The sequence below is a fragment of the Polaribacter marinivivus genome (assembly GCF_042651285.1).
GTDB classification, from domain to species: domain Bacteria; phylum Bacteroidota; class Bacteroidia; order Flavobacteriales; family Flavobacteriaceae; genus Polaribacter; species Polaribacter marinivivus.
Genome location: NZ_JBHSCY010000001.1, coordinates 796,252 through 813,061, shown reverse-complemented (window position 1 = coordinate 813,061; position 16,810 = coordinate 796,252). Strand labels below are relative to the sequence as shown.

General features: G+C 29.4%; 20 protein-coding genes. 6 read left to right on the top strand and 14 right to left on the bottom strand.

The annotated features are described in order from the left end of the window. Positions 1–27: 27 nt before the first annotated feature. Together mscL and ACFOWD_RS03805 are read right to left on the bottom strand one after the other, a co-directional pair. Positions 28–480, bottom strand: a complete 453-nt coding sequence (mscL, locus tag ACFOWD_RS03810) for a large conductance mechanosensitive channel protein MscL (RefSeq protein WP_377408254.1) — start codon at positions 478–480, stop codon at positions 28–30. Between the two features lie 10 nt (positions 481–490). Further along, positions 491–1,465, bottom strand: coding sequence for a LuxE/PaaK family acyltransferase (locus ACFOWD_RS03805; RefSeq protein WP_377408252.1), 975 nt, complete (start codon positions 1,463–1,465; stop codon positions 491–493). A gap of 144 nt (positions 1,466–1,609) precedes the next feature. Here ACFOWD_RS03805 and ACFOWD_RS03800 point away from each other — a divergent pair, with 144 nt between their 5' ends. Then, entirely contained in the window at positions 1,610–1,963 is a 354-nt protein-coding gene (locus ACFOWD_RS03800; protein WP_298990781.1) for a hypothetical protein, read from the top strand. Between the two features lie 87 nt (positions 1,964–2,050). Further along, positions 2,051–2,449, top strand: a complete 399-nt coding sequence (locus tag ACFOWD_RS03795; protein ID WP_377408250.1) for a hypothetical protein — start codon at positions 2,051–2,053, stop codon at positions 2,447–2,449. Here ACFOWD_RS03795 and ACFOWD_RS03790 read toward each other — a convergent pair. Further along, positions 2,446–3,498: an isoaspartyl peptidase/L-asparaginase family protein gene (locus tag ACFOWD_RS03790; RefSeq protein WP_377408248.1), complete on the bottom strand. Its 1,053-nt coding sequence runs from the start codon at positions 3,496–3,498 to the stop codon at positions 2,446–2,448. The genes ACFOWD_RS03795 and ACFOWD_RS03790 overlap by 4 nt on opposite strands. 111 nt (positions 3,499–3,609) lie before the next feature. Here ACFOWD_RS03790 and amaB point away from each other — a divergent pair, with 111 nt between their 5' ends. The 3 genes from amaB (at position 3,610) to ACFOWD_RS03775 (ending at position 6,274) form a co-directional block, all read left to right on the top strand. Then, positions 3,610–5,151, top strand: coding sequence for an L-piperidine-6-carboxylate dehydrogenase (amaB, locus tag ACFOWD_RS03785; RefSeq protein WP_377408246.1), 1,542 nt, complete (start codon positions 3,610–3,612; stop codon positions 5,149–5,151). A gap of 83 nt (positions 5,152–5,234) precedes the next feature. Continuing rightward, entirely contained in the window at positions 5,235–6,008 is a 774-nt protein-coding gene (locus tag ACFOWD_RS03780; protein WP_377408244.1) for a DUF1295 domain-containing protein, read from the top strand. Next, entirely contained in the window at positions 6,005–6,274 is a 270-nt protein-coding gene (locus ACFOWD_RS03775) for a hypothetical protein (RefSeq protein WP_377408242.1), read from the top strand. Before ACFOWD_RS03780 ends, ACFOWD_RS03775 begins: the two co-directional genes overlap by 4 nt. Here ACFOWD_RS03775 and ACFOWD_RS03770 read toward each other — a convergent pair. Then, positions 6,269–6,925, bottom strand: coding sequence for a class I SAM-dependent methyltransferase (locus ACFOWD_RS03770; RefSeq protein WP_377409606.1), 657 nt, complete (start codon positions 6,923–6,925; stop codon positions 6,269–6,271). The two genes, ACFOWD_RS03775 and ACFOWD_RS03770, sit on opposite strands and share 6 nt — an antisense overlap. 258 nt (positions 6,926–7,183) lie before the next feature. Here ACFOWD_RS03770 and ACFOWD_RS03765 point away from each other — a divergent pair, with 258 nt between their 5' ends. Then, complete coding sequence (locus ACFOWD_RS03765; protein WP_377408240.1) at positions 7,184–7,744, top strand: hypothetical protein; 561 nt, start codon at positions 7,184–7,186, stop codon at positions 7,742–7,744. Here ACFOWD_RS03765 and ACFOWD_RS03760 read toward each other — a convergent pair. The 10 genes from ACFOWD_RS03760 to atpB all read right to left on the bottom strand — a co-directional run bounded on the left by ACFOWD_RS03760 (position 7,741) and on the right by atpB (position 16,797). Continuing rightward, positions 7,741–8,883, bottom strand: coding sequence for an ATP-binding protein (locus ACFOWD_RS03760; RefSeq protein ID WP_298990764.1), 1,143 nt, complete (start codon positions 8,881–8,883; stop codon positions 7,741–7,743). The genes ACFOWD_RS03765 and ACFOWD_RS03760 overlap by 4 nt on opposite strands. A gap of 1 nt (position 8,884) precedes the next feature. Continuing rightward, positions 8,885–9,751, bottom strand: a complete 867-nt coding sequence (locus tag ACFOWD_RS03755; protein WP_377408238.1) for an aldo/keto reductase — start codon at positions 9,749–9,751, stop codon at positions 8,885–8,887. 1 nt (position 9,752) lies between these two features. After that, positions 9,753–10,502, bottom strand: a complete 750-nt coding sequence (locus ACFOWD_RS03750; RefSeq protein ID WP_377408235.1) for an SDR family NAD(P)-dependent oxidoreductase — start codon at positions 10,500–10,502, stop codon at positions 9,753–9,755. Positions 10,503–10,681: 179 nt separating this feature from the next. Then, a complete protein-coding gene (locus tag ACFOWD_RS03745) occupies positions 10,682–11,605 on the bottom strand; it encodes a hypothetical protein (protein ID WP_377408233.1) in 924 nt (307 codons plus the stop codon). A gap of 147 nt (positions 11,606–11,752) precedes the next feature. Beyond that, on the bottom strand, positions 11,753–12,616 hold the full coding sequence (atpG, locus tag ACFOWD_RS03740; protein ID WP_377408231.1) for an ATP synthase F1 subunit gamma: 864 nt from the start codon (positions 12,614–12,616) through the stop codon (positions 11,753–11,755). Positions 12,617–12,673: 57 nt separating this feature from the next. Beyond that, positions 12,674–14,251, bottom strand: a complete 1,578-nt coding sequence (gene atpA / locus ACFOWD_RS03735) for a F0F1 ATP synthase subunit alpha (RefSeq protein ID WP_298990755.1) — start codon at positions 14,249–14,251, stop codon at positions 12,674–12,676. 21 nt (positions 14,252–14,272) lie between these two features. Then, positions 14,273–14,830, bottom strand: a complete 558-nt coding sequence (atpH, locus tag ACFOWD_RS03730) for an ATP synthase F1 subunit delta (protein ID WP_377408228.1) — start codon at positions 14,828–14,830, stop codon at positions 14,273–14,275. A 4-nt stretch (positions 14,831–14,834) separates the two neighbouring features. Then, positions 14,835–15,335 (bottom strand): F0F1 ATP synthase subunit B, encoded by a 501-nt coding sequence (locus ACFOWD_RS03725; protein ID WP_377408226.1) that lies wholly within the window; start codon positions 15,333–15,335, stop codon positions 14,835–14,837. 100 nt (positions 15,336–15,435) lie between these two features. Further along, positions 15,436–15,624: an ATP synthase F0 subunit C gene (atpE, locus tag ACFOWD_RS03720; RefSeq protein ID WP_013993139.1), complete on the bottom strand. Its 189-nt coding sequence runs from the start codon at positions 15,622–15,624 to the stop codon at positions 15,436–15,438. Between the two features lie 36 nt (positions 15,625–15,660). Continuing rightward, positions 15,661–16,797: a F0F1 ATP synthase subunit A gene (atpB, locus tag ACFOWD_RS03715; RefSeq protein ID WP_377408223.1), complete on the bottom strand. Its 1,137-nt coding sequence runs from the start codon at positions 16,795–16,797 to the stop codon at positions 15,661–15,663. Positions 16,798–16,810: the final 13 nt, after the last annotated feature.

Genomic DNA, 16,810 nt, shown 5'->3' with positions numbered 1-16,810 from the left:
GTAACAAATGCTAAACTTTACAAAATATTAGTCTTCTTTTTTAATCAATTGCTTTAAATAATGGTTTTGTTTTTCTAGAAGTTCATTGGTTTTATTCATTAACTCAATGTTTTTAGGTGTAGAAACCTCTTTATTTTTTGGATCTTCTGCTTTCTTTTTCATTTTGTTTAAGACTTTTACAACAATAAAAACACTAAAAGCAATTACAATAAAATCGATTCCAGCTTCAATTAATTTTCCATAACCTATGGCTATTTCTTCTATTGTTTCTTTACCTTCTATAAATAAAGCATCTCTTAGAATAATTTTTTTATTTTCCCAATTATTACTAGATGTCATATATGATAAAGGTGGCATAAAAACTTCTTTTACTAAAGTATTAACAACCTTATTAAAAGCAGTTCCAATAATTACACCAATAGCAATATCTATCATATTACCTTTTACAGCAAACTCTTTAAAATCTTTTAAAAATTTCATAATCTATAAATTATAATACCATTAAGTTACAACCTCTTATATCAGAATTGTCAAAACGTCCAATAATTTCGAAGGTATTATTATGATGCGTTTTTCCTAAATCTTGTGTGGCTATAAAAGAGCAAGAATTGTAATTAGCTAAATCAATTACATTAATTCCTCCAGTATTTCCTGTTGGTTGAATGGTTAATGCATCTTCTGTGTCTCTAGTTAGAATTTTCATCCAAGGTGGTGTTTCAAAAATTCCATTTCCTTTTGAATATGCTTGACTCAGCAGTTCTGTCATTCCATATTCTGAATGAATTTTTTCTACTCCAAAACCTATAGAAAGCAATTGATGTAGTTCATTTCTAATTAGCTCTTTTCTTCTTCCTTTCATCCCTCCTGTTTCCATAATTATAGTATTTGTTAGTTTAAATTGATGTTTTTCAATTAAATCTAACAATGCAAATGAAACTCCTATTAACAATACTTTCTTATGTTGATGATTAGGTTGTGTTAGTTTTTTGGCTAATTCTTCTAAATTATTTAAATAAAACCCACTTTCTTCTTGCTTAGATTTTCGAATTAAATCATCAACCATATACACCAAAGAAGAACCTTTTCTTTCTAAATAGTTAGGCAATAACGCCAAAACAGTGTACTCTTCTATGTCTCCATAAAAGTGATGAAATCCTTTTAAATAACTTTCTTTATAGAGGTTTATATCTGTAACATAATGTTTGCTAGTTATGCTACCTGTAGTGCCAGAACTTGAAAATATTTCATCAACTTCATCTAAAGATGAAACTATTTTTCTTTGTTTAAAAAACTGAATAGGTAAAAAAGGGATCTCTTCAATTTTAGTAATATCTGAAGGATGTATGTACAACAAATCACAAAAAGAACGATAAACTTTATTGTTTTTAAATTGGTGTTTAAAAACTTCTAAAGCCTTTTTATTAAACTCAATTTCGTTTTTTATGGAGAAAATGTTGTTTATCATATACTTAGCAAAAATAACATTCTAGTTACTCTTTTTCCATTTTTAAATGCATAAATATATTACCAAGAATAAATAAATTTTAACAATTTTTTCTTGTCAATTTTTAATTTTTACATCTACATTTGTAGTCCCCAACTTTCAGTTATGATATCAAAAAAATTAAACAAATCCACTTATTTAACTTTTAGTGGATACAAGGAGATAGTAGAACTTCCAACTCAAAGAGAAACTCAATGGCTAATTTATCAAGACAATAAACCTAAGTTTTTTGTTGATGTTTTTGATTTGGCTAAAGAATCAAATGCAATGATGAATAGTCTTGTGCTTTGTGGAAAAAGAGATATAAATCAGGTTTTAGATTTTATTAATAAAAGAAATCGAATAAATTTATCTATTCCAAAAATATCAAGAATTGGTATTAAGAAAAAGGTAAAAACCGAAGTTGTAGAATTAAAAGTAGAGCCTTTACCAGAAGAATGGTTGGCTTATTCATTTTAATTTAGCTTAATTCTTTTTTATTATCTTTTCTGATATTTTAATAAATTTATTTTACTGTATTTAAGTATTAATTAAAAAATAGTAAAGATGAAAAAGCTTGTTGTATTTGTACTATTTCTATCATTAATTTATAGTTGTACATCAAACGATCCAATTTTAGAATTAAAGATTTTGCCAGTAAAAAGTGCAATTGTACCTACAGAATTTCAATATAGAACTGTAGATACCTTAGTTTTAAAGTATGATTTACCAAATGCTTATTACAGCTTTAGAAGTGTGTATTATGAAATAGAAAGAAATTCTAGAATAGTTGCAATAAACGCACTACTAGATAACGAAATTTCTTGTACACAAGCTACTATTGAGCAAGAGATAAAAATACCTGTTCATGTACTTCAAGAAGAAGATTATGTTTTTAGGTTTTATAAAGGTAAAGACACAGAAGGTAACTCAATTTTTGATAACGTTACTGTACCTGTAAATTAATCGTTATATATTTTTATTACTAAATCACCTTTATCATTCATAGAAGCTCTATACATGCCAGCTGTATTAAATTCAAAAGACATATTACCATTTTTATCCAAGGCAACAACACCACCTGTTCCTCCAAGTTTGGTTAATTTATTTTGAATGACATCTGTTGTAGCTTCTTTTAATGATTTTTGCTGATATTCCATTTGTGCAGAAATATCATAGGCAACTTGACTTCTAATAAAATACTCACCCCAACCCGTAGAAGAAACTCCACATGTATTGTTGTTCGCATATGTTCCTGAACCGATAATAGGTGCATCACCAATTCTGCCCCATCTTTTGTTAGTCATACCACCAGTTGAAGTTCCTGCAGCTATATTTCCATTTTTATCTAAGGCAACACAACCTACAGTTCCAAACTTGGCATTTTTAATGTCACTATCATAAAAAGCAGCAGTTTTATCATCATGATCTAACTGAGTTTTCTCACGATCTATAATTCTTTGTAAAGACTTAAATCGTCTTTCTGTGTAAAAGTAACTTGGGTCTACGATTTCTAATCCTTTTTCTTTTGCAAAGGTAGATGCGCCTTCTCCAGAAAGCATTACATGCTCTGAATCTGTCATTACCTTTACAGCCAATTCAATAGGACTTTTTACATCTTTTACACCAGCAACAGCTCCAGCATTTAAAGTCTTTCCATCCATAAAAGAAGCATCCAATTCATTTGTGCCAGCATTTGTAAACACTGCTCCTTTACCAGCGTTAAATAAAGGTGATTCTTCCATTACTTGTATGGTTTTAATAACAGCTTCTTGGCTAGTACCTCCATTTTTAAGAATGGTGTGTCCTACCTTAATCGCTTCTTCTAACTTAGCTTTATACGCAGCTTCTTTTTCATCTGTCATATTTTTCTTTAAAATAGTACCTGCACCTCCATGAATGATTATTGCAAAATCATTCACTTTTTGAGATTGTTCATTTTTTGATTCCTTTCCATTTGGAGTACATCCTATTAATACTAGAAATGATAAAAGTGTAAAGGCTAAGTTTTTCATGTTTTTTGTTTAATTTTAAACAAATAGCTTTGTTTTTGTTAAATTTATATATGTCTTAAATTATTCGTAAATTCGTTCTTCGAATTTAAACAACAAAAACTAGACTACAAAATGACTGATTTTGGAATAGATAAAGCTTTGCAAGAATTAGGCTTACAAGAAGTAAATAAAGGAACATCAACTGGAAATTTACATTTCTCTTCAGGAGATATAATAGAAAGCTACTCACCTGTTGATGGAAAATTGATAGGAAAAGTTAGCACTACCACTAAAGAAGATTATGAAAAAGTAATGCAAACTGCTACAGAAGCTTTTAAAACATGGAGAACAAAACCTGCTCCTTTAAGAGGTGAAATTGTACGTCAGTTTGGAGAAAAATTGAGAGTAAAAAAAGAAGCTTTGGGAAAATTGGTTTCTTATGAAATGGGAAAAAGCTATCAAGAAGGGTTAGGAGAAGTGCAAGAAATGATAGATATCTGTGATTTTGCAGTAGGTCTCTCTCGTCAATTACATGGGTTAACCATGCATAGTGAAAGACCTGGTCACAGAATGTACGAACAATATCATCCATTAGGTATTGTTGGTATTATCTCTGCATTTAATTTTCCAGTAGCTGTTTGGTCTTGGAATACTGCTTTAGCTTGGATTTGTGGTGATGTTTGTGTCTGGAAACCTAGTGAAAAAACACCTCTTTGTGGTGTAGCCTGTCAAAATATTATTGCTGAAGTTTTAAGAGAAAATAATTTACCTGAAGGTATTTCTTGCTTAATTAATGGAGATTATAAAGTTGGTGAATTTATGACAAAAGATACTAGAGTTCCTTTAGTATCTGCAACAGGCTCTACAAGAATGGGTAAAATTGTTGCAAGTGAAGTTGCAGGAAGATTAGGTAAATCTCTATTAGAATTAGGAGGTAATAATGCAATAATTGTTACTCCAGATTCAGATTTAAAAATGACAGTTATTGGTGCAGTTTTTGGTGCAGTTGGTACTGCTGGCCAAAGATGTACTTCTACAAGAAGACTAATTATACACGAATCTATTTATGATAAAGTTAAAAATGCTATTGTAGAGGCTTATAAACAATTGCGTATTGGAAATCCTTTAGATGAAAACAATCATGTTGGTCCTTTAATAGATAAAGATGCTGTTGCTATGTATAATAAAGCACTAGAAAAAGTAGTTGCAGAAGGTGGAAACATAATTGTTGAAGGTGGTGTTTTAAGTGGAGAAGGATATGAATCTGGTTGTTATGTAAAACCTGCTATTGCAGAAGCTTCAAATACTTTTGAAATTGTACAACATGAAACTTTTGCACCTGTTTTATATTTATTAAAATATTCAGGTGATGTTATAAACGCCATAGAAATTCAAAATAATGTTGCTCAAGGTTTATCTTCTGCAATTATGACCAATAATTTACGTGAAGCTGAAGCCTTTTTGTCTGTTGCTGGTTCAGATTGTGGAATTGCCAACGTTAATATTGGAACTTCTGGAGCAGAAATTGGTGGTGCTTTTGGAGGTGAAAAAGATACTGGAGGTGGACGTGAATCTGGTTCTGATGCTTGGAAAATTTATATGCGTAGACAAACGAATACTATAAATTATACTACAGACTTACCTTTAGCACAAGGTATTAAATTTGATTTATAGTTATTTTAGAGTCCCTCAAAACCAAGAAAACCAACACTTTTTAATTTTTAAAAGTGTTGGTTTTTTATTTTGTATCTTTAACTATGACACTTTTTTTTCAAGCTTCACTTATCATTTGGATTTTAGTAACCTTACTTTGGTTATTAAGTATTGCCATTAAAAATGTAAGTATTGTAGATATTTTTTGGGGTTTTGGTTTTGTGGTAGTCAATGCATTTTACTTTTATAATTTAGAAGAAATGCAACCTAGAAACTGGTTATTACTTTTTTTAGTTTCTATTTGGGGCTTGCGTTTAACTATTTATTTAGCCTTTAGAAACATTGGTAAAGGAGAAGATTATAGGTATCAACAATTTCGAAAAGATTATGGAGAAAAGCGTTATTGGTGGTTTAGTTATTTTCAAGTGTTTCTTTTACAAGGAGCGTTAATTTTAATTGTATCTCTACCTTTATTAGCTATCCAAACCAGTAACTCTTCAGGTGAACTTTATTGGTTAGATTATTTGGCTATTTTAGTTTGGTTAGTTGGATTTAGTTTTGAAGCTGGTGGAGATTATCAATTATATCAATTCAAAAATAATACAGAAAATAAAGATAAAGTGTTAAATACTGGATTTTGGAAATATACAAGGCATCCTAACTATTTTGGTGATGCAGCTGTTTGGTGGTCTTATGCATTATTTAGTATAGCAGCTGCTGGTTATTGGCAAATTGTTGGAAGTATTATTATGACTCTCTTAATTATTAAAGTTTCTGGAGTGGCTATGCTAGAGAGAACACTAAAAAACACCAAACCTAAGTATAAAGACTACATAGAAAAAACAAACGCATTTATACCTTGGTTTCCTAAAAAATGATGGCTTTTTTAAAAGAACATATTTGGTTGATTTTATTTATTCTTTGGGGATTACCTATGACCTATTACAGAAGTAAATTCCGTAAAATTGTATATCAAACAGATCATTGGCTTATCAATATAAAACCTCTGTTTATAAAGGAAGTAAAAGGGCTTTTTGGCAACTTGTATCCAGACAATAAAGAGTATTTAAAACAGCGTAATTTTTATAGATTTTATTTGGGTATATATACAGTGTTATTTATTTGTTATATGTATTTTTCATAGTTCAAAAAGTGTTGTTACAATTTTTCCTTTATTGTTTTCTAAATCAAAATTATTTAAAACAACTGTCTTTTTAAACTTAAAATTAAAAGGTGATTTTGTAATATCTAATCCGCTCTTTTTCTTTAAACGAATGCCTTGTCCAGAAATAATATCTTTATTGGCTTCAAACTTTCCTATTGGCAAATGCTCTGTTAAAATCACATATTTATAATCATATAATTTAGAAACAATTTCTTTTATTTCTTTATTAGATAGGTGTTGTAGCACTTGTCTAATAATAACACAATCTGCTTTTGGTAATTCGTCTTTTGCAATGTCTAAACAAAAAAAACTAACCTCTTTTTGTGGATATTGTTTTTTAAGATGTTCTATTAATTCTGGAACAATATCTACTGCAAAATATTCTTTAGAAAAAGACAACAATTGACTACCAATATTAAAATCTCCACAACCCAAATCGCAAATAGTTATAGGGTTTTTAAAAGACGTTAAAAAAGAACTTACAACTTTCACATAAGGAACAACAATGTTAGGATGATGAGAACCTTCTCCAGAATAAAAATCATCTCCATTTTTACCCCAAAGATTAGCCTCATAAATTTGTTGCATTACAGCTTTTGTTGGCCAAGGTTTTTTGGATTTTATCAATATTGAAACTTCACTTTTAAAATTATTAATTAGTTGATTAAAATTATCTACTGCATCTAAAAATCTATTTTAAAAAATATAGTAGAATAGAAATCTTTCTCTTTGAGTTGTGTTTTTATATTTTATCAGAAATATTCTATTTTAGTTGAATAAAGTTTAAGTTTATAAATTGAAACTTTCAATCACAACTAATAATTAAAAACTAAAATATGAGAAAAAAATGGCATCCTAAAATAGATCTCAAATCTCATTTTTATTTACATGGGTAAAAAAGGAGCATTAATAGAAATCGCAGGAGAATTTTTCAAATCAAAACGTAAACATTTTGCATTTGAAACACTTTATAAACAAGTTGAAAACATGAAAGAGTTTAAAAAACTTGCTCTCTTTTCAAGTTTAGATTCAGTGTCTTTAAATGGTACAAATATTAATGACGAAGGTTTAAAGTATCTAAGTACTTGTAATTCTATAAACAACCTAAATTTAACTTTTACTAGTATTTCAGATAAAGGTATAGCACATTTAATTAGCCTAAGTAATTTAGAATATTTAAGACTAAAAGAAACTAATATTACAGATAAAAGTATCTCTTATTTTAATCATATGATAAGCTTAAAAGAGTTACAGGTTCATGAAACAAATATTACAACCAAAGGTTTATTAAACCTAAATAATAAATCTTTAGAAGAACTGTTTTTAAGTGATACTAGCTCTCAAGAAGATATTATCAATTTAAAACATCTGTCTAGAAAAATACCAACTTGTAAAATAATTGTAAAAAATAATGGAGAGTTTTTAAATGGATTTTTTGAAAAATATTAACTATACTTTACTTTTCGAATTACTCTCATAGCCTCTTTATATTTAATGTAAGTGGTTTTGTCTTCAAGATTTTTAATATAATTTTTTGCTTTTCTAAGCTGCTCTGCTGCATCTAAAAATCCGTTTAAAAAACACAACAAAAGATTGTTAGGCAATCTAAATACATCTTCATGATCTAGTACAGATAATTTCTTTTTTGCAATAATTTTAGAAACAATTGCGATTGCATTGGTATAAATATGCTGTATTATAACTGCGTCGTATTTTGGTGGATCAAACAAAAACTCTGTTTTGATATCGTGCTTTCCATTATTTTTAAAATGAATTACTGTTTTTTCTAAAGGGTAATGTTTCTGTAAATTATCTATACCAATTAAAATATATTCTGTAACTATAAATGAGTGATTGTTGTAAGTTATTTGTACATCATCTAAAGCCGAAAAAAATAAACGAACTTGTTCATTAATCAATTCAATATCTACCCTAGAAAAAAACTCTTTATCGTTAATTAGTTTTTTTTCTCCAGCCCAACATAACACAAATTGCTCGTTAAAAACTTTGTATTGTGGATTATAAATTTCTTTATGATTGTTCATAAAATCAAACACACCATTTAAGGTGAGCTCTATATTATTTCTTGCATTATTTTCAATGGATTCAACTATAGATTTATTAGTATTTTTAAGTTGAAAATCTGAACCTAAGAAAGACATAGAGTTACTGCCTCTTCTATAAAAAATAGTTTTTCTTCTATATTTCCATGCATTTTTTAATAGAGAAGATATTTTATGGTTAGGGTATATTGTAACCAAACCCACAACTTTATGTCTAGGTAATCTTGGAAAAGGAACATTTTCATATTGAATTTTTGGCGGATTTACTAAATACGCATTTACCAAATTTTGAATTTTACTATCATCGAAAAAATCTACTCCTATAATTGTATTTTCTTCATCACTAACACCAATTATTATGTATGAATTATTTTCAGGATTTGAGTTAGATAAGGCGCATATATGTTTTAGAAATTTTGCTTTGCCTTCTTTAGAGCTTAGCGTTATTTTTTGCTTTTTATCATAGAAACTATTCTCATCATTATGAGAAAGTAAATTTTTAATAAGCAATCTTTTATTAATCATTCTAATCTACTTCTTTACCTCTACTTGCTTCCCAAAGTAAAAACCAATCTTCTAACTCTAAATTTATGGTTAATGCAAAATTTGCTTGCTGTATTCTTTGCTTATTTGTTGTACCAATTACTGGAGATACTTTTGATGGATGTTTTAAAATCCAAGCTAACAGTAAAGTGTCTTCTGATGCATTATATTTTTCTGATAGCTTTTTTAAAACCACTTTAATTCGATTTATTTGTGAATTATCTTCTTTAAAAACAGACCCTAAAGGACTCCAGCTCATAGGCTGTATGCCTTTTACTTGCATTTGATCTAAACTTCCATTTGACATTGCTGCATTTTGAGTTAAAGAAAATTCAATTTGATTTACAGAAATATTTATTTTTTCATTTAATAAATCTACTTGACTTGGTGTAAAATTAGAAACTCCAAAGTTTTTAATTTTACCACTTTCTTTAAGTTGAGTAATACCTTCAGCTATTTCAGAAGGATTCATCAATGGACTTGGTCTATGCAGTAAAAAAGTATCTAAATAATCTGTTTTTAGATTTTTTAACGATTGTTCTGCACTCCAAATAATATAATCTTTTGTATAATTATAATGCTTTACACTATTGTTTCTAGTTTGTCCAGGATTTTGGATGCCACATTTTGTAATAATATGTAAATCATCCCTTTTAAAATTACCTTCTTGTAATGCTTTACCAAATTCAGATTCAGTAGTATAATCTCCATACAAATCTGCATGATCAAAAAATGAGTTGCCATTTTCTAAACAAAACTCAATCATATCAATTTGTTCTTTAATAGAGAACTGTTTACCCCATTTTCCCCAAGACATGCAACCAATAATAATTTTTGAAGAAGGTTTCATATTAATTCTTATTTATAATTGTTGCACTTGCTTGCGCTGTAGGATATACAACTAAGTCTTCTATATTCACATGATAAGGCCTTGTTACCACAAAATGAATTATGTCTGCAATATCTTCTGCTTGCAAAGCTTTATAACCTTGATACACTGTTTTTGCTCTATCTGAATCACCTTTAAAACGAACATCAGAAAACTCGGTTTCTACTAATCCTGGATGAATACCTGAAACTCTAATGTTGTATTCGTTTAAATCTAGCCTCATAGACTTATTTAAAGCATTTACAGCGAACTTTGAAGCGCAATATACATTTCCATTCCTATACACTTCTTTGCCTGCTGTAGAGCCAATATTTACTATAAATCCTGAATTGTTTTCTATCATTTGAGGAATAATAGCTTTAGAAACATAAAGCAATCCTTTTACATTAATGTCTAACATAGCTTCCCAATCATCAATACTACCCTCTTGTATCGTTGATAAGCCATGTGCATTACCTGCATTATTTATTAAAATATCTATTTTTTTAAATTCCTCTGGAATTGATGCTATTGCGTTTTTAACTTCTTCTCTCTTAGAAACGTCAAACTGTAAAGTAGTTACTTGAGTAAGCTTACTTAAGTTTGTTCTAAGCTCTTCTAATCTTTCTTTTCTTCTGCCACATAAAACCAACCTAAACTTATTTTTTGCAAATAACTCTGCTGTTGCTTTGCCTATACCAGAGGTGGCTCCTGTAATAAATGCTGTTTTCATTTGAATGATAATTTATTTCTCTTTAAAATTATGAAAACAACTTGCTATGTGTTTAGTTAATTATGTAAAATTTTCATCAATTATTAACAAAGAAAAAACCACCCTCCTCAGGGTGGTTTCTCTTTCAATTGGCTATCTGAGAAATAGCCAATCAAAAATCAACTAACCAAACTTTATTTTTAATTTCTTTTATTCTTTGTTTTTCTTTCTACTTTAGTACGTTTTCTATTGTTATTCCTTACAATATCTTTAGCAGTTTTAACATTCTTTTTACCCTTTAAATACTGAACAAATCCTCTGCCTGCAAAGTCGTACGTAGTTTCTGAATTGTAATGATATAAACTTATTCTACCATCATTAACAACGCTTAATTCAAACTCTTCTATATCTCCATTATCATAATTCAATGTTAAAATTTTTAGGTCTTCATAACCATTAACATCAAACACTTCATAAGCTCCTACATAATCCCAATTAATATAATCAACTTGTGTGCCAAAGTTATCTTGAGAACTATAAAAAGTTGTTATATTTTCTGGTGTAAATTGTAAATAATTTTCATCATCAAAAGCATTTGGAGTACCTCCCCTAGCGTCTACTTTTTCCCAAGCTACATACTCTTGTAAAAAATATTCTATGTTTTCATAAAACAGTTTGTCATAATCAAAATTATTAACGTTATAACCTATTAAATAATAGCTTACATTCTGATTAAAATTATACAATCTAATTTCATTGTTTGATAAAACAGTGATATCAAAATCATGAAAACCATCAATATCATGTGAAGTTTCTAAATAGCCATTAAATGTACTATATGTTCCCACATCAATTCCTAATCCATTTCCTGTTCTTCCAATATCTACAATATTATTATTTGCGTATAATATACCGTTTATAAATGATAATGTAAATGCTCTTGAAACATAAGGTACATCTCCATTTCCTGTAGTTCTATGATAATCTACATACCATAAATCATAACCAGAAACAACATTTTCTAATGATGGTTCAATAATAACATCGTCAGATATTATTGCTGTACAAGAAGTAAATAGTACTCCTGTAATTAATAATGTTAAAAGTAATTTTAGCGTCTTCATAAGCCTTCGTTTTATGGTTATGCTTATAAATATTCAAATTGTATGCCAAAAATTCTAAATAAACACTAACACCTGTTTATCAGTTGATTATAATAAAAAAAGCGAATCAAAATTGATTCGCCTTTTTTTATAGATATTTAGATTCTATTAGTTGTTTAGTGCTTCAGCTCCTCCAACAATTTCTAAAATTTCATTAGTAATTGCTGCTTGACGTGCTTTATTATACGTTAATAATAATTCGTCTCTTAAATCTGTAGCATTATCAGTTGCTTTGTGCATAGCTGTCATACGTGCACCATGTTCAGAAGCAAAACTATCTCTAATGGCTTTATATAATTGAGTCTTTAATGACTTTGGAATTAAAGCTTCAACAATTTCTAGTTTTGATGGTTCAAAAATATAATCAGAATTTGTAATTGCTTCACCTCCTTCAATTGGCTTTATAGGTAAAAATTGCTCTACTTGAGGTAATTGAGTAGCTGCATTTTTAAATTGATTATAAACCAACTCAATCTTATCATAAGTTCCTTCAGCAAATAAGTTCATTAACTTTTCTGCAATAGCTGCTACATTATCAAAAGTTAATTCGTCATAAATATCATTTCTAGTAGCAACTACATTGTATTCTTTAGATAATACATCTGCACCTTTTTTACCTATGGCAAATAAATCTACAGAAACATCAGTATACTTTTCTGAAATAGTTTTTACAACTTCTTTTGTTATAGATGAATTAAACCCACCACACAAACCTCTATTAGAAGTTACAACTACTAACAATACTTTAGAAACTTCTCTTTGTTTAGAATATGCTCCACCAGTATCACCATCTAAAGTTGCGCTTAAATTTTGTAATAATTCAGTTAACTTAGACGAATATGGTCTCATAGCTACAATAGCATCTTGAGCTTTTTTCAACTTTGCAGCAGATACCATTTTCATGGCAGATGTAATCTGCATTGTTGATTTAATAGAAGTAATTCTATTACGTATTTCTTTTAAGTTTGCCATACTTTAGGTATTAGTTATTAGTTTCTAGTATTTATATTTCTAAAAACTAACTTCTATTTATGCAAATTGTTTAGATATTTCTTTTGCTGCAGCTTCTAAAGTAGAAGTTGCTTCATCAGTTAATTTACCTGATTTTAAAACATCTAAAATATCTCTATGTTTTGCGTTTAAATAATCGATGTAATTTCTTTCAAAGTTTTTAACCTGATTTACAGGAACATCTTTTAATAAATTCTTAGAACCTGCATAGATAATTGCAATTTGATCTTCTACAGTAAAAGGATCGTTTTGTGCTTGCTTTAAAATTTCAACATTACGTTGTCCTTTAGAAATCACGTTCATTGTAGCAGCATCTAAATCTGAACCAAATTTTGCAAATGCTTCTAATTCACGGAACTGAGCTTGATCTAATTTTAAAGTACCAGATACTTTTTTCATAGATTTAATCTGTGCATTACCTCCAACACGTGATACAGAAATACCTACGTTAATTGCTGGACGAACACCAGAGTTAAATAAATCTGATTCTAAGAAGATTTGCCCATCTGTAATAGAAATTACGTTTGTTGGGATATATGCTGATACGTCTCCTGCTTGCGTTTCAATAATTGGTAATGCAGTTAAAGAACCACCACCCTTAATTTTACCAACTAAAGAAGCTGGTACATCATTCATTTGTGCAGCAATAGTATCATCATTAATAACTTTTGCAGCTCTTTCTAATAATCTTGAGTGTAAATAGAATACATCACCAGGATAAGCCTCACGTCCTGGAGGTCTTCTTAATAATAAAGAAACCTCTCTATAAGCTACAGCTTGTTTAGATAAATCATCATAAATAATTAATGCTGGTCTACCTGTATCTCTAAAATATTCTCCAATTGCAGCTCCAGCAAATGGTGCATAAACTTGCATTGGTGCAGGGTCTGATGCATTTGCAGCAACAATAGTAGTATAAGCTAATGCTCCTTTTTCTTCTAACATGTTAGCAATTGCAGCAACAGTAGATGCTTTTTGACCAACTGCTACATAAATACAATATACTGGGTTTCCAGCGTCAAAAAATTCTTTTTGATTTAAAATTGTATCAATAGCTACAGTAGATTTACCAGTTTGACGGTCTCCAATAATTAACTCACGTTGACCTCTACCAACAGGAATCATAGCATCAATAGATTTAATACCAGTTTGTAATGGTTCTGTTACTGGCTCTCTATAGATAACACCAGGAGCTTTACGCTCTAATGGCATTTCAAAAGTTTCACCTTTAATAGGACCTTTACCATCAATTGGACTTCCTAAAGTGTCTACAACTCTACCAACAATACCTTCACCTGCTCTTAAAGAAGCAATTCTTTCAGTACGTTTAACAGTAGAACCCTCTTTTATAGAAGTAGATGCTCCTAATAATACAACACCTGCATTGTCTTCTTCTAAGTTAAGTACAATACCTTCTAGTCCGTTTTCGAATTCAACTAACTCTCCATATTGCACATTAGATAAACCATAAACACGAGCAATACCATCACCCACTTGTAATACAGTTCCTACTTCACTTAATGAAGCTTGTGCTTCGAAGTTTGTTAATTGTTCTTTTAATATTGCTGATACTTCAGCTGGTTTAATACTTGCCATCTTTTCTAATTTGATGTATAATTAAATTTTTGGTATGTAATCGTTATTGTCGAAATTTTTTTTTAATTCATTTAAGTGATTAGAGATACTTGCATCATACTGCACATCTCCAACTCTTAAAATAAATCCTCCTAAAATATCTGGATTAACTACGTTTTCTAAATTTGCTTTATTGCCAGTTAAAGCAACAATTTTAGCTAAAACTTTCTCTTCTATATCTTTTGTGATAGGAACAGCTGTTGTAACTTTAGCTACTTGAGTATGTTTATCATGATCATATATGATAGAGTATTGCTTTGCAATTAACTCTAACATAGATATTCTTTTATTTTCTTGCAATAAATTAAAAAGACCTAATGTTATGTTGCTTATTTTATTAGAAAACATTGCATTTAAAACATTCATTTTATCTGCAGATTTTATAACAGGACTTTTTAAAACAACGTCTAACTCATTGTTTTCAGATATTGTACTTGCAATTAACTGCATATCTTTATTTACAGCAGATTCGTCTTTTGAATCTTTAGCAAGATTTAAAATAGCTTTTGCGTAACGTAATGCTGTTCTTGCGTCTTTCATACTTTTAGTTTAAAGTAACGTCTTTTAAAGTTTCTTCAACTAATTTAAGTTGATCTTTTTTAGAAGACAATTCTTTTTTAATTACAGTTTCTGCAATACCTATAGATAATTCTGCAACATTTTTCTTTAATTCAGCTAAAGCTGCTTGCTTTTCTTGCTGAATTGATGCTTGTGCATTTTCTATTAATTTTGTTGTAACTTCTTTAGCATCTTCTTTAGCTTCAGCTATCATTTTATCTCTGATATCTCTAGCTTCTTTCATCATTGCATCTCTTTCTGCTCTTGCTTCTTTTACTAACCTTTCATTATCAGCTTGTAAGTTTTGCATTTCTTTACGAGCATTTTCTGCTGCTGCTAAAGCATCTTCTATACCAGTTTCTCTTTCTTCTAAAGAGTTTAAAATTGGTTTCCAAGCAAATTTTACCATTAACCCAATTAAAGCTAATAATAAGATAGTTGATACTACAAATAACCCTGGTGAAAAATCGTTTAATAAAGTTTCCATTCTATAAACTAATTATATAATTTTTTTTCTTTGTTTAATTTTAAAAACACATTCTGTAACCAACCGTTACAGAATTGTGTTTTTTTGTTTTTTGTTTGGATTATTTTCCTAAGAATAATGCACCAAATGCTAAACCTTCTAATAATGCAGCGATAATAATCATTGCTGTTTGGATTTTACCAGTTGCTTCTGGCTGACGAGCAATACCTTCCATTGCTTTTCCACCAATTTGACCTAATCCAATTCCTGCTCCGATTACGATTAATCCTGCTCCAATTAAATTGTACATAATAAATGTATTTATATTAAATTAAACAAACTTTTATTAATGATGCTCATCATGATCTTCTACAGCCATACCTATAAATAATGCTGAAAGCATTGTAAAGATATAAGCTTGTAAGAAAGCCACTAAAACCTCAATTAATGTTATAAAAAATGATAATACTAATGACAACCCTGTTGCACCAACAACCCCTAAAGATTCTTTAAGTGTAAACATAATTGCAATTAAGCTCATTACCACAATATGACCTGCTGAAATGTTCGCAAACAAACGAACCAATAATGAAAATGGTTTAATTAATAACGCACCAGCTAATTCTATAATCGCTAAAACTGGACGAATTAATACTGGTACACCTGGCATCCAAACCATATGCATCCAATATCCCTTTGTACCACTTACTGTGTAAATAACTAATGTAAAGATGGCTAAACAAGCAGTAACTGCTAATTGACCTGTTACATTAAATCCAAATGGAGTTAAACCTAATAAGTTTAATACCCATATAAAAAAGAATACTGTTAATAAATATCCTGTAAATCTTCTGTAATGTTTTTCTCCAATATTTGGTTTTGCAATTTCATCACGAACATAAATTACTAAAGGCTCTAAAACTCTTGCGAAACCTGTTGGCACTTTTTTAGTCTTATATTGTTTTGCCAATCTAGAAAACCAGAACAACAACAATAACCCTATAAATAAAATACCTACTACACTTTTAGTAATCGAAAAATCTAAAACTTTGTGAGCATTTGTTGGATGATGAGTCTCGTCAAAACTAATTGAAGAAGCACTTTCATCTAATTCGTAAATTTTAGAATGAACTTTTGCGAATTTTAATCCTTTCTTTTCAACAATTACATGACCATCATCATTGTGATGAAATTCTGAAGACATGAAAGTAACTAACCCTTCACTTGTCCATAAAATAATTGGTAATGGAAATCCGAAATGATGTCTTTCTCCATTGTCACCTGTATATGAAAACAAAGAAAAATCGTGAGAATCTTTAATGTGATGTAGAATATAAGCTTCTACTTCTTCTTTCGTATTTACACGTCCTCCATCATTTTGATCGTCGTGTTTTTTATCTGTACCAGAAGCAAAAGTTGTAGCTGTAAAAAAGGCTACCATTGCTATTGTAAGAAATTTGATTGTTTTTTGTGCAATCTTCATTGTAAAAATACGC

Excerpts from the sequence above, each read along its gene's own strand:
- mscL (WP_377408254.1), bottom strand. The coding sequence starts at position 480 with ATGAAATTTTTAAAAGATTTTAAAGAGTTTGCTGTAAAAGGTAATATG.
- ACFOWD_RS03775 (WP_377408242.1), top strand. The coding sequence starts at position 6,005 with ATGATGGCTTTTTTAAAAGAACATATTTGGTTGATTTTATTTATTCTT.
- ACFOWD_RS03765 (WP_377408240.1), top strand. The coding sequence starts at position 7,184 with ATGGGTAAAAAAGGAGCATTAATAGAAATCGCAGGAGAATTTTTCAAA.
- atpG (WP_377408231.1), bottom strand. The coding sequence starts at position 12,616 with ATGGCAAACTTAAAAGAAATACGTAATAGAATTACTTCTATTAAATCA.
- ACFOWD_RS03795 (WP_377408250.1), top strand. The coding sequence starts at position 2,051 with ATGAAAAAGCTTGTTGTATTTGTACTATTTCTATCATTAATTTATAGT.
- ACFOWD_RS03800 (WP_298990781.1), top strand. The coding sequence starts at position 1,610 with ATGATATCAAAAAAATTAAACAAATCCACTTATTTAACTTTTAGTGGA.
- ACFOWD_RS03805 (WP_377408252.1), bottom strand. The coding sequence starts at position 1,465 with ATGATAAACAACATTTTCTCCATAAAAAACGAAATTGAGTTTAATAAA.
- ACFOWD_RS03755 (WP_377408238.1), bottom strand. The coding sequence starts at position 9,751 with ATGAAACCTTCTTCAAAAATTATTATTGGTTGCATGTCTTGGGGAAAA.
- ACFOWD_RS03750 (WP_377408235.1), bottom strand. The coding sequence starts at position 10,502 with ATGAAAACAGCATTTATTACAGGAGCCACCTCTGGTATAGGCAAAGCA.
- amaB (WP_377408246.1), top strand. The coding sequence starts at position 3,610 with ATGACTGATTTTGGAATAGATAAAGCTTTGCAAGAATTAGGCTTACAA.
- atpH (WP_377408228.1), bottom strand. The coding sequence starts at position 14,830 with ATGAAAGACGCAAGAACAGCATTACGTTACGCAAAAGCTATTTTAAAT.
- atpA (WP_298990755.1), bottom strand. The coding sequence starts at position 14,251 with ATGGCAAGTATTAAACCAGCTGAAGTATCAGCAATATTAAAAGAACAA.
- atpE (WP_013993139.1), bottom strand. The coding sequence starts at position 15,624 with ATGTACAATTTAATTGGAGCAGGATTAATCGTAATCGGAGCAGGAATT.
- ACFOWD_RS03745 (WP_377408233.1), bottom strand. The coding sequence starts at position 11,605 with ATGAAGACGCTAAAATTACTTTTAACATTATTAATTACAGGAGTACTA.
- ACFOWD_RS03725 (WP_377408226.1), bottom strand. The coding sequence starts at position 15,335 with ATGGAAACTTTATTAAACGATTTTTCACCAGGGTTATTTGTAGTATCA.
- ACFOWD_RS03790 (WP_377408248.1), bottom strand. The coding sequence starts at position 3,498 with ATGAAAAACTTAGCCTTTACACTTTTATCATTTCTAGTATTAATAGGA.
- ACFOWD_RS03760 (WP_298990764.1), bottom strand. The coding sequence starts at position 8,883 with ATGATTAATAAAAGATTGCTTATTAAAAATTTACTTTCTCATAATGAT.
- ACFOWD_RS03780 (WP_377408244.1), top strand. The coding sequence starts at position 5,235 with ATGACACTTTTTTTTCAAGCTTCACTTATCATTTGGATTTTAGTAACC.
- atpB (WP_377408223.1), bottom strand. The coding sequence starts at position 16,797 with ATGAAGATTGCACAAAAAACAATCAAATTTCTTACAATAGCAATGGTA.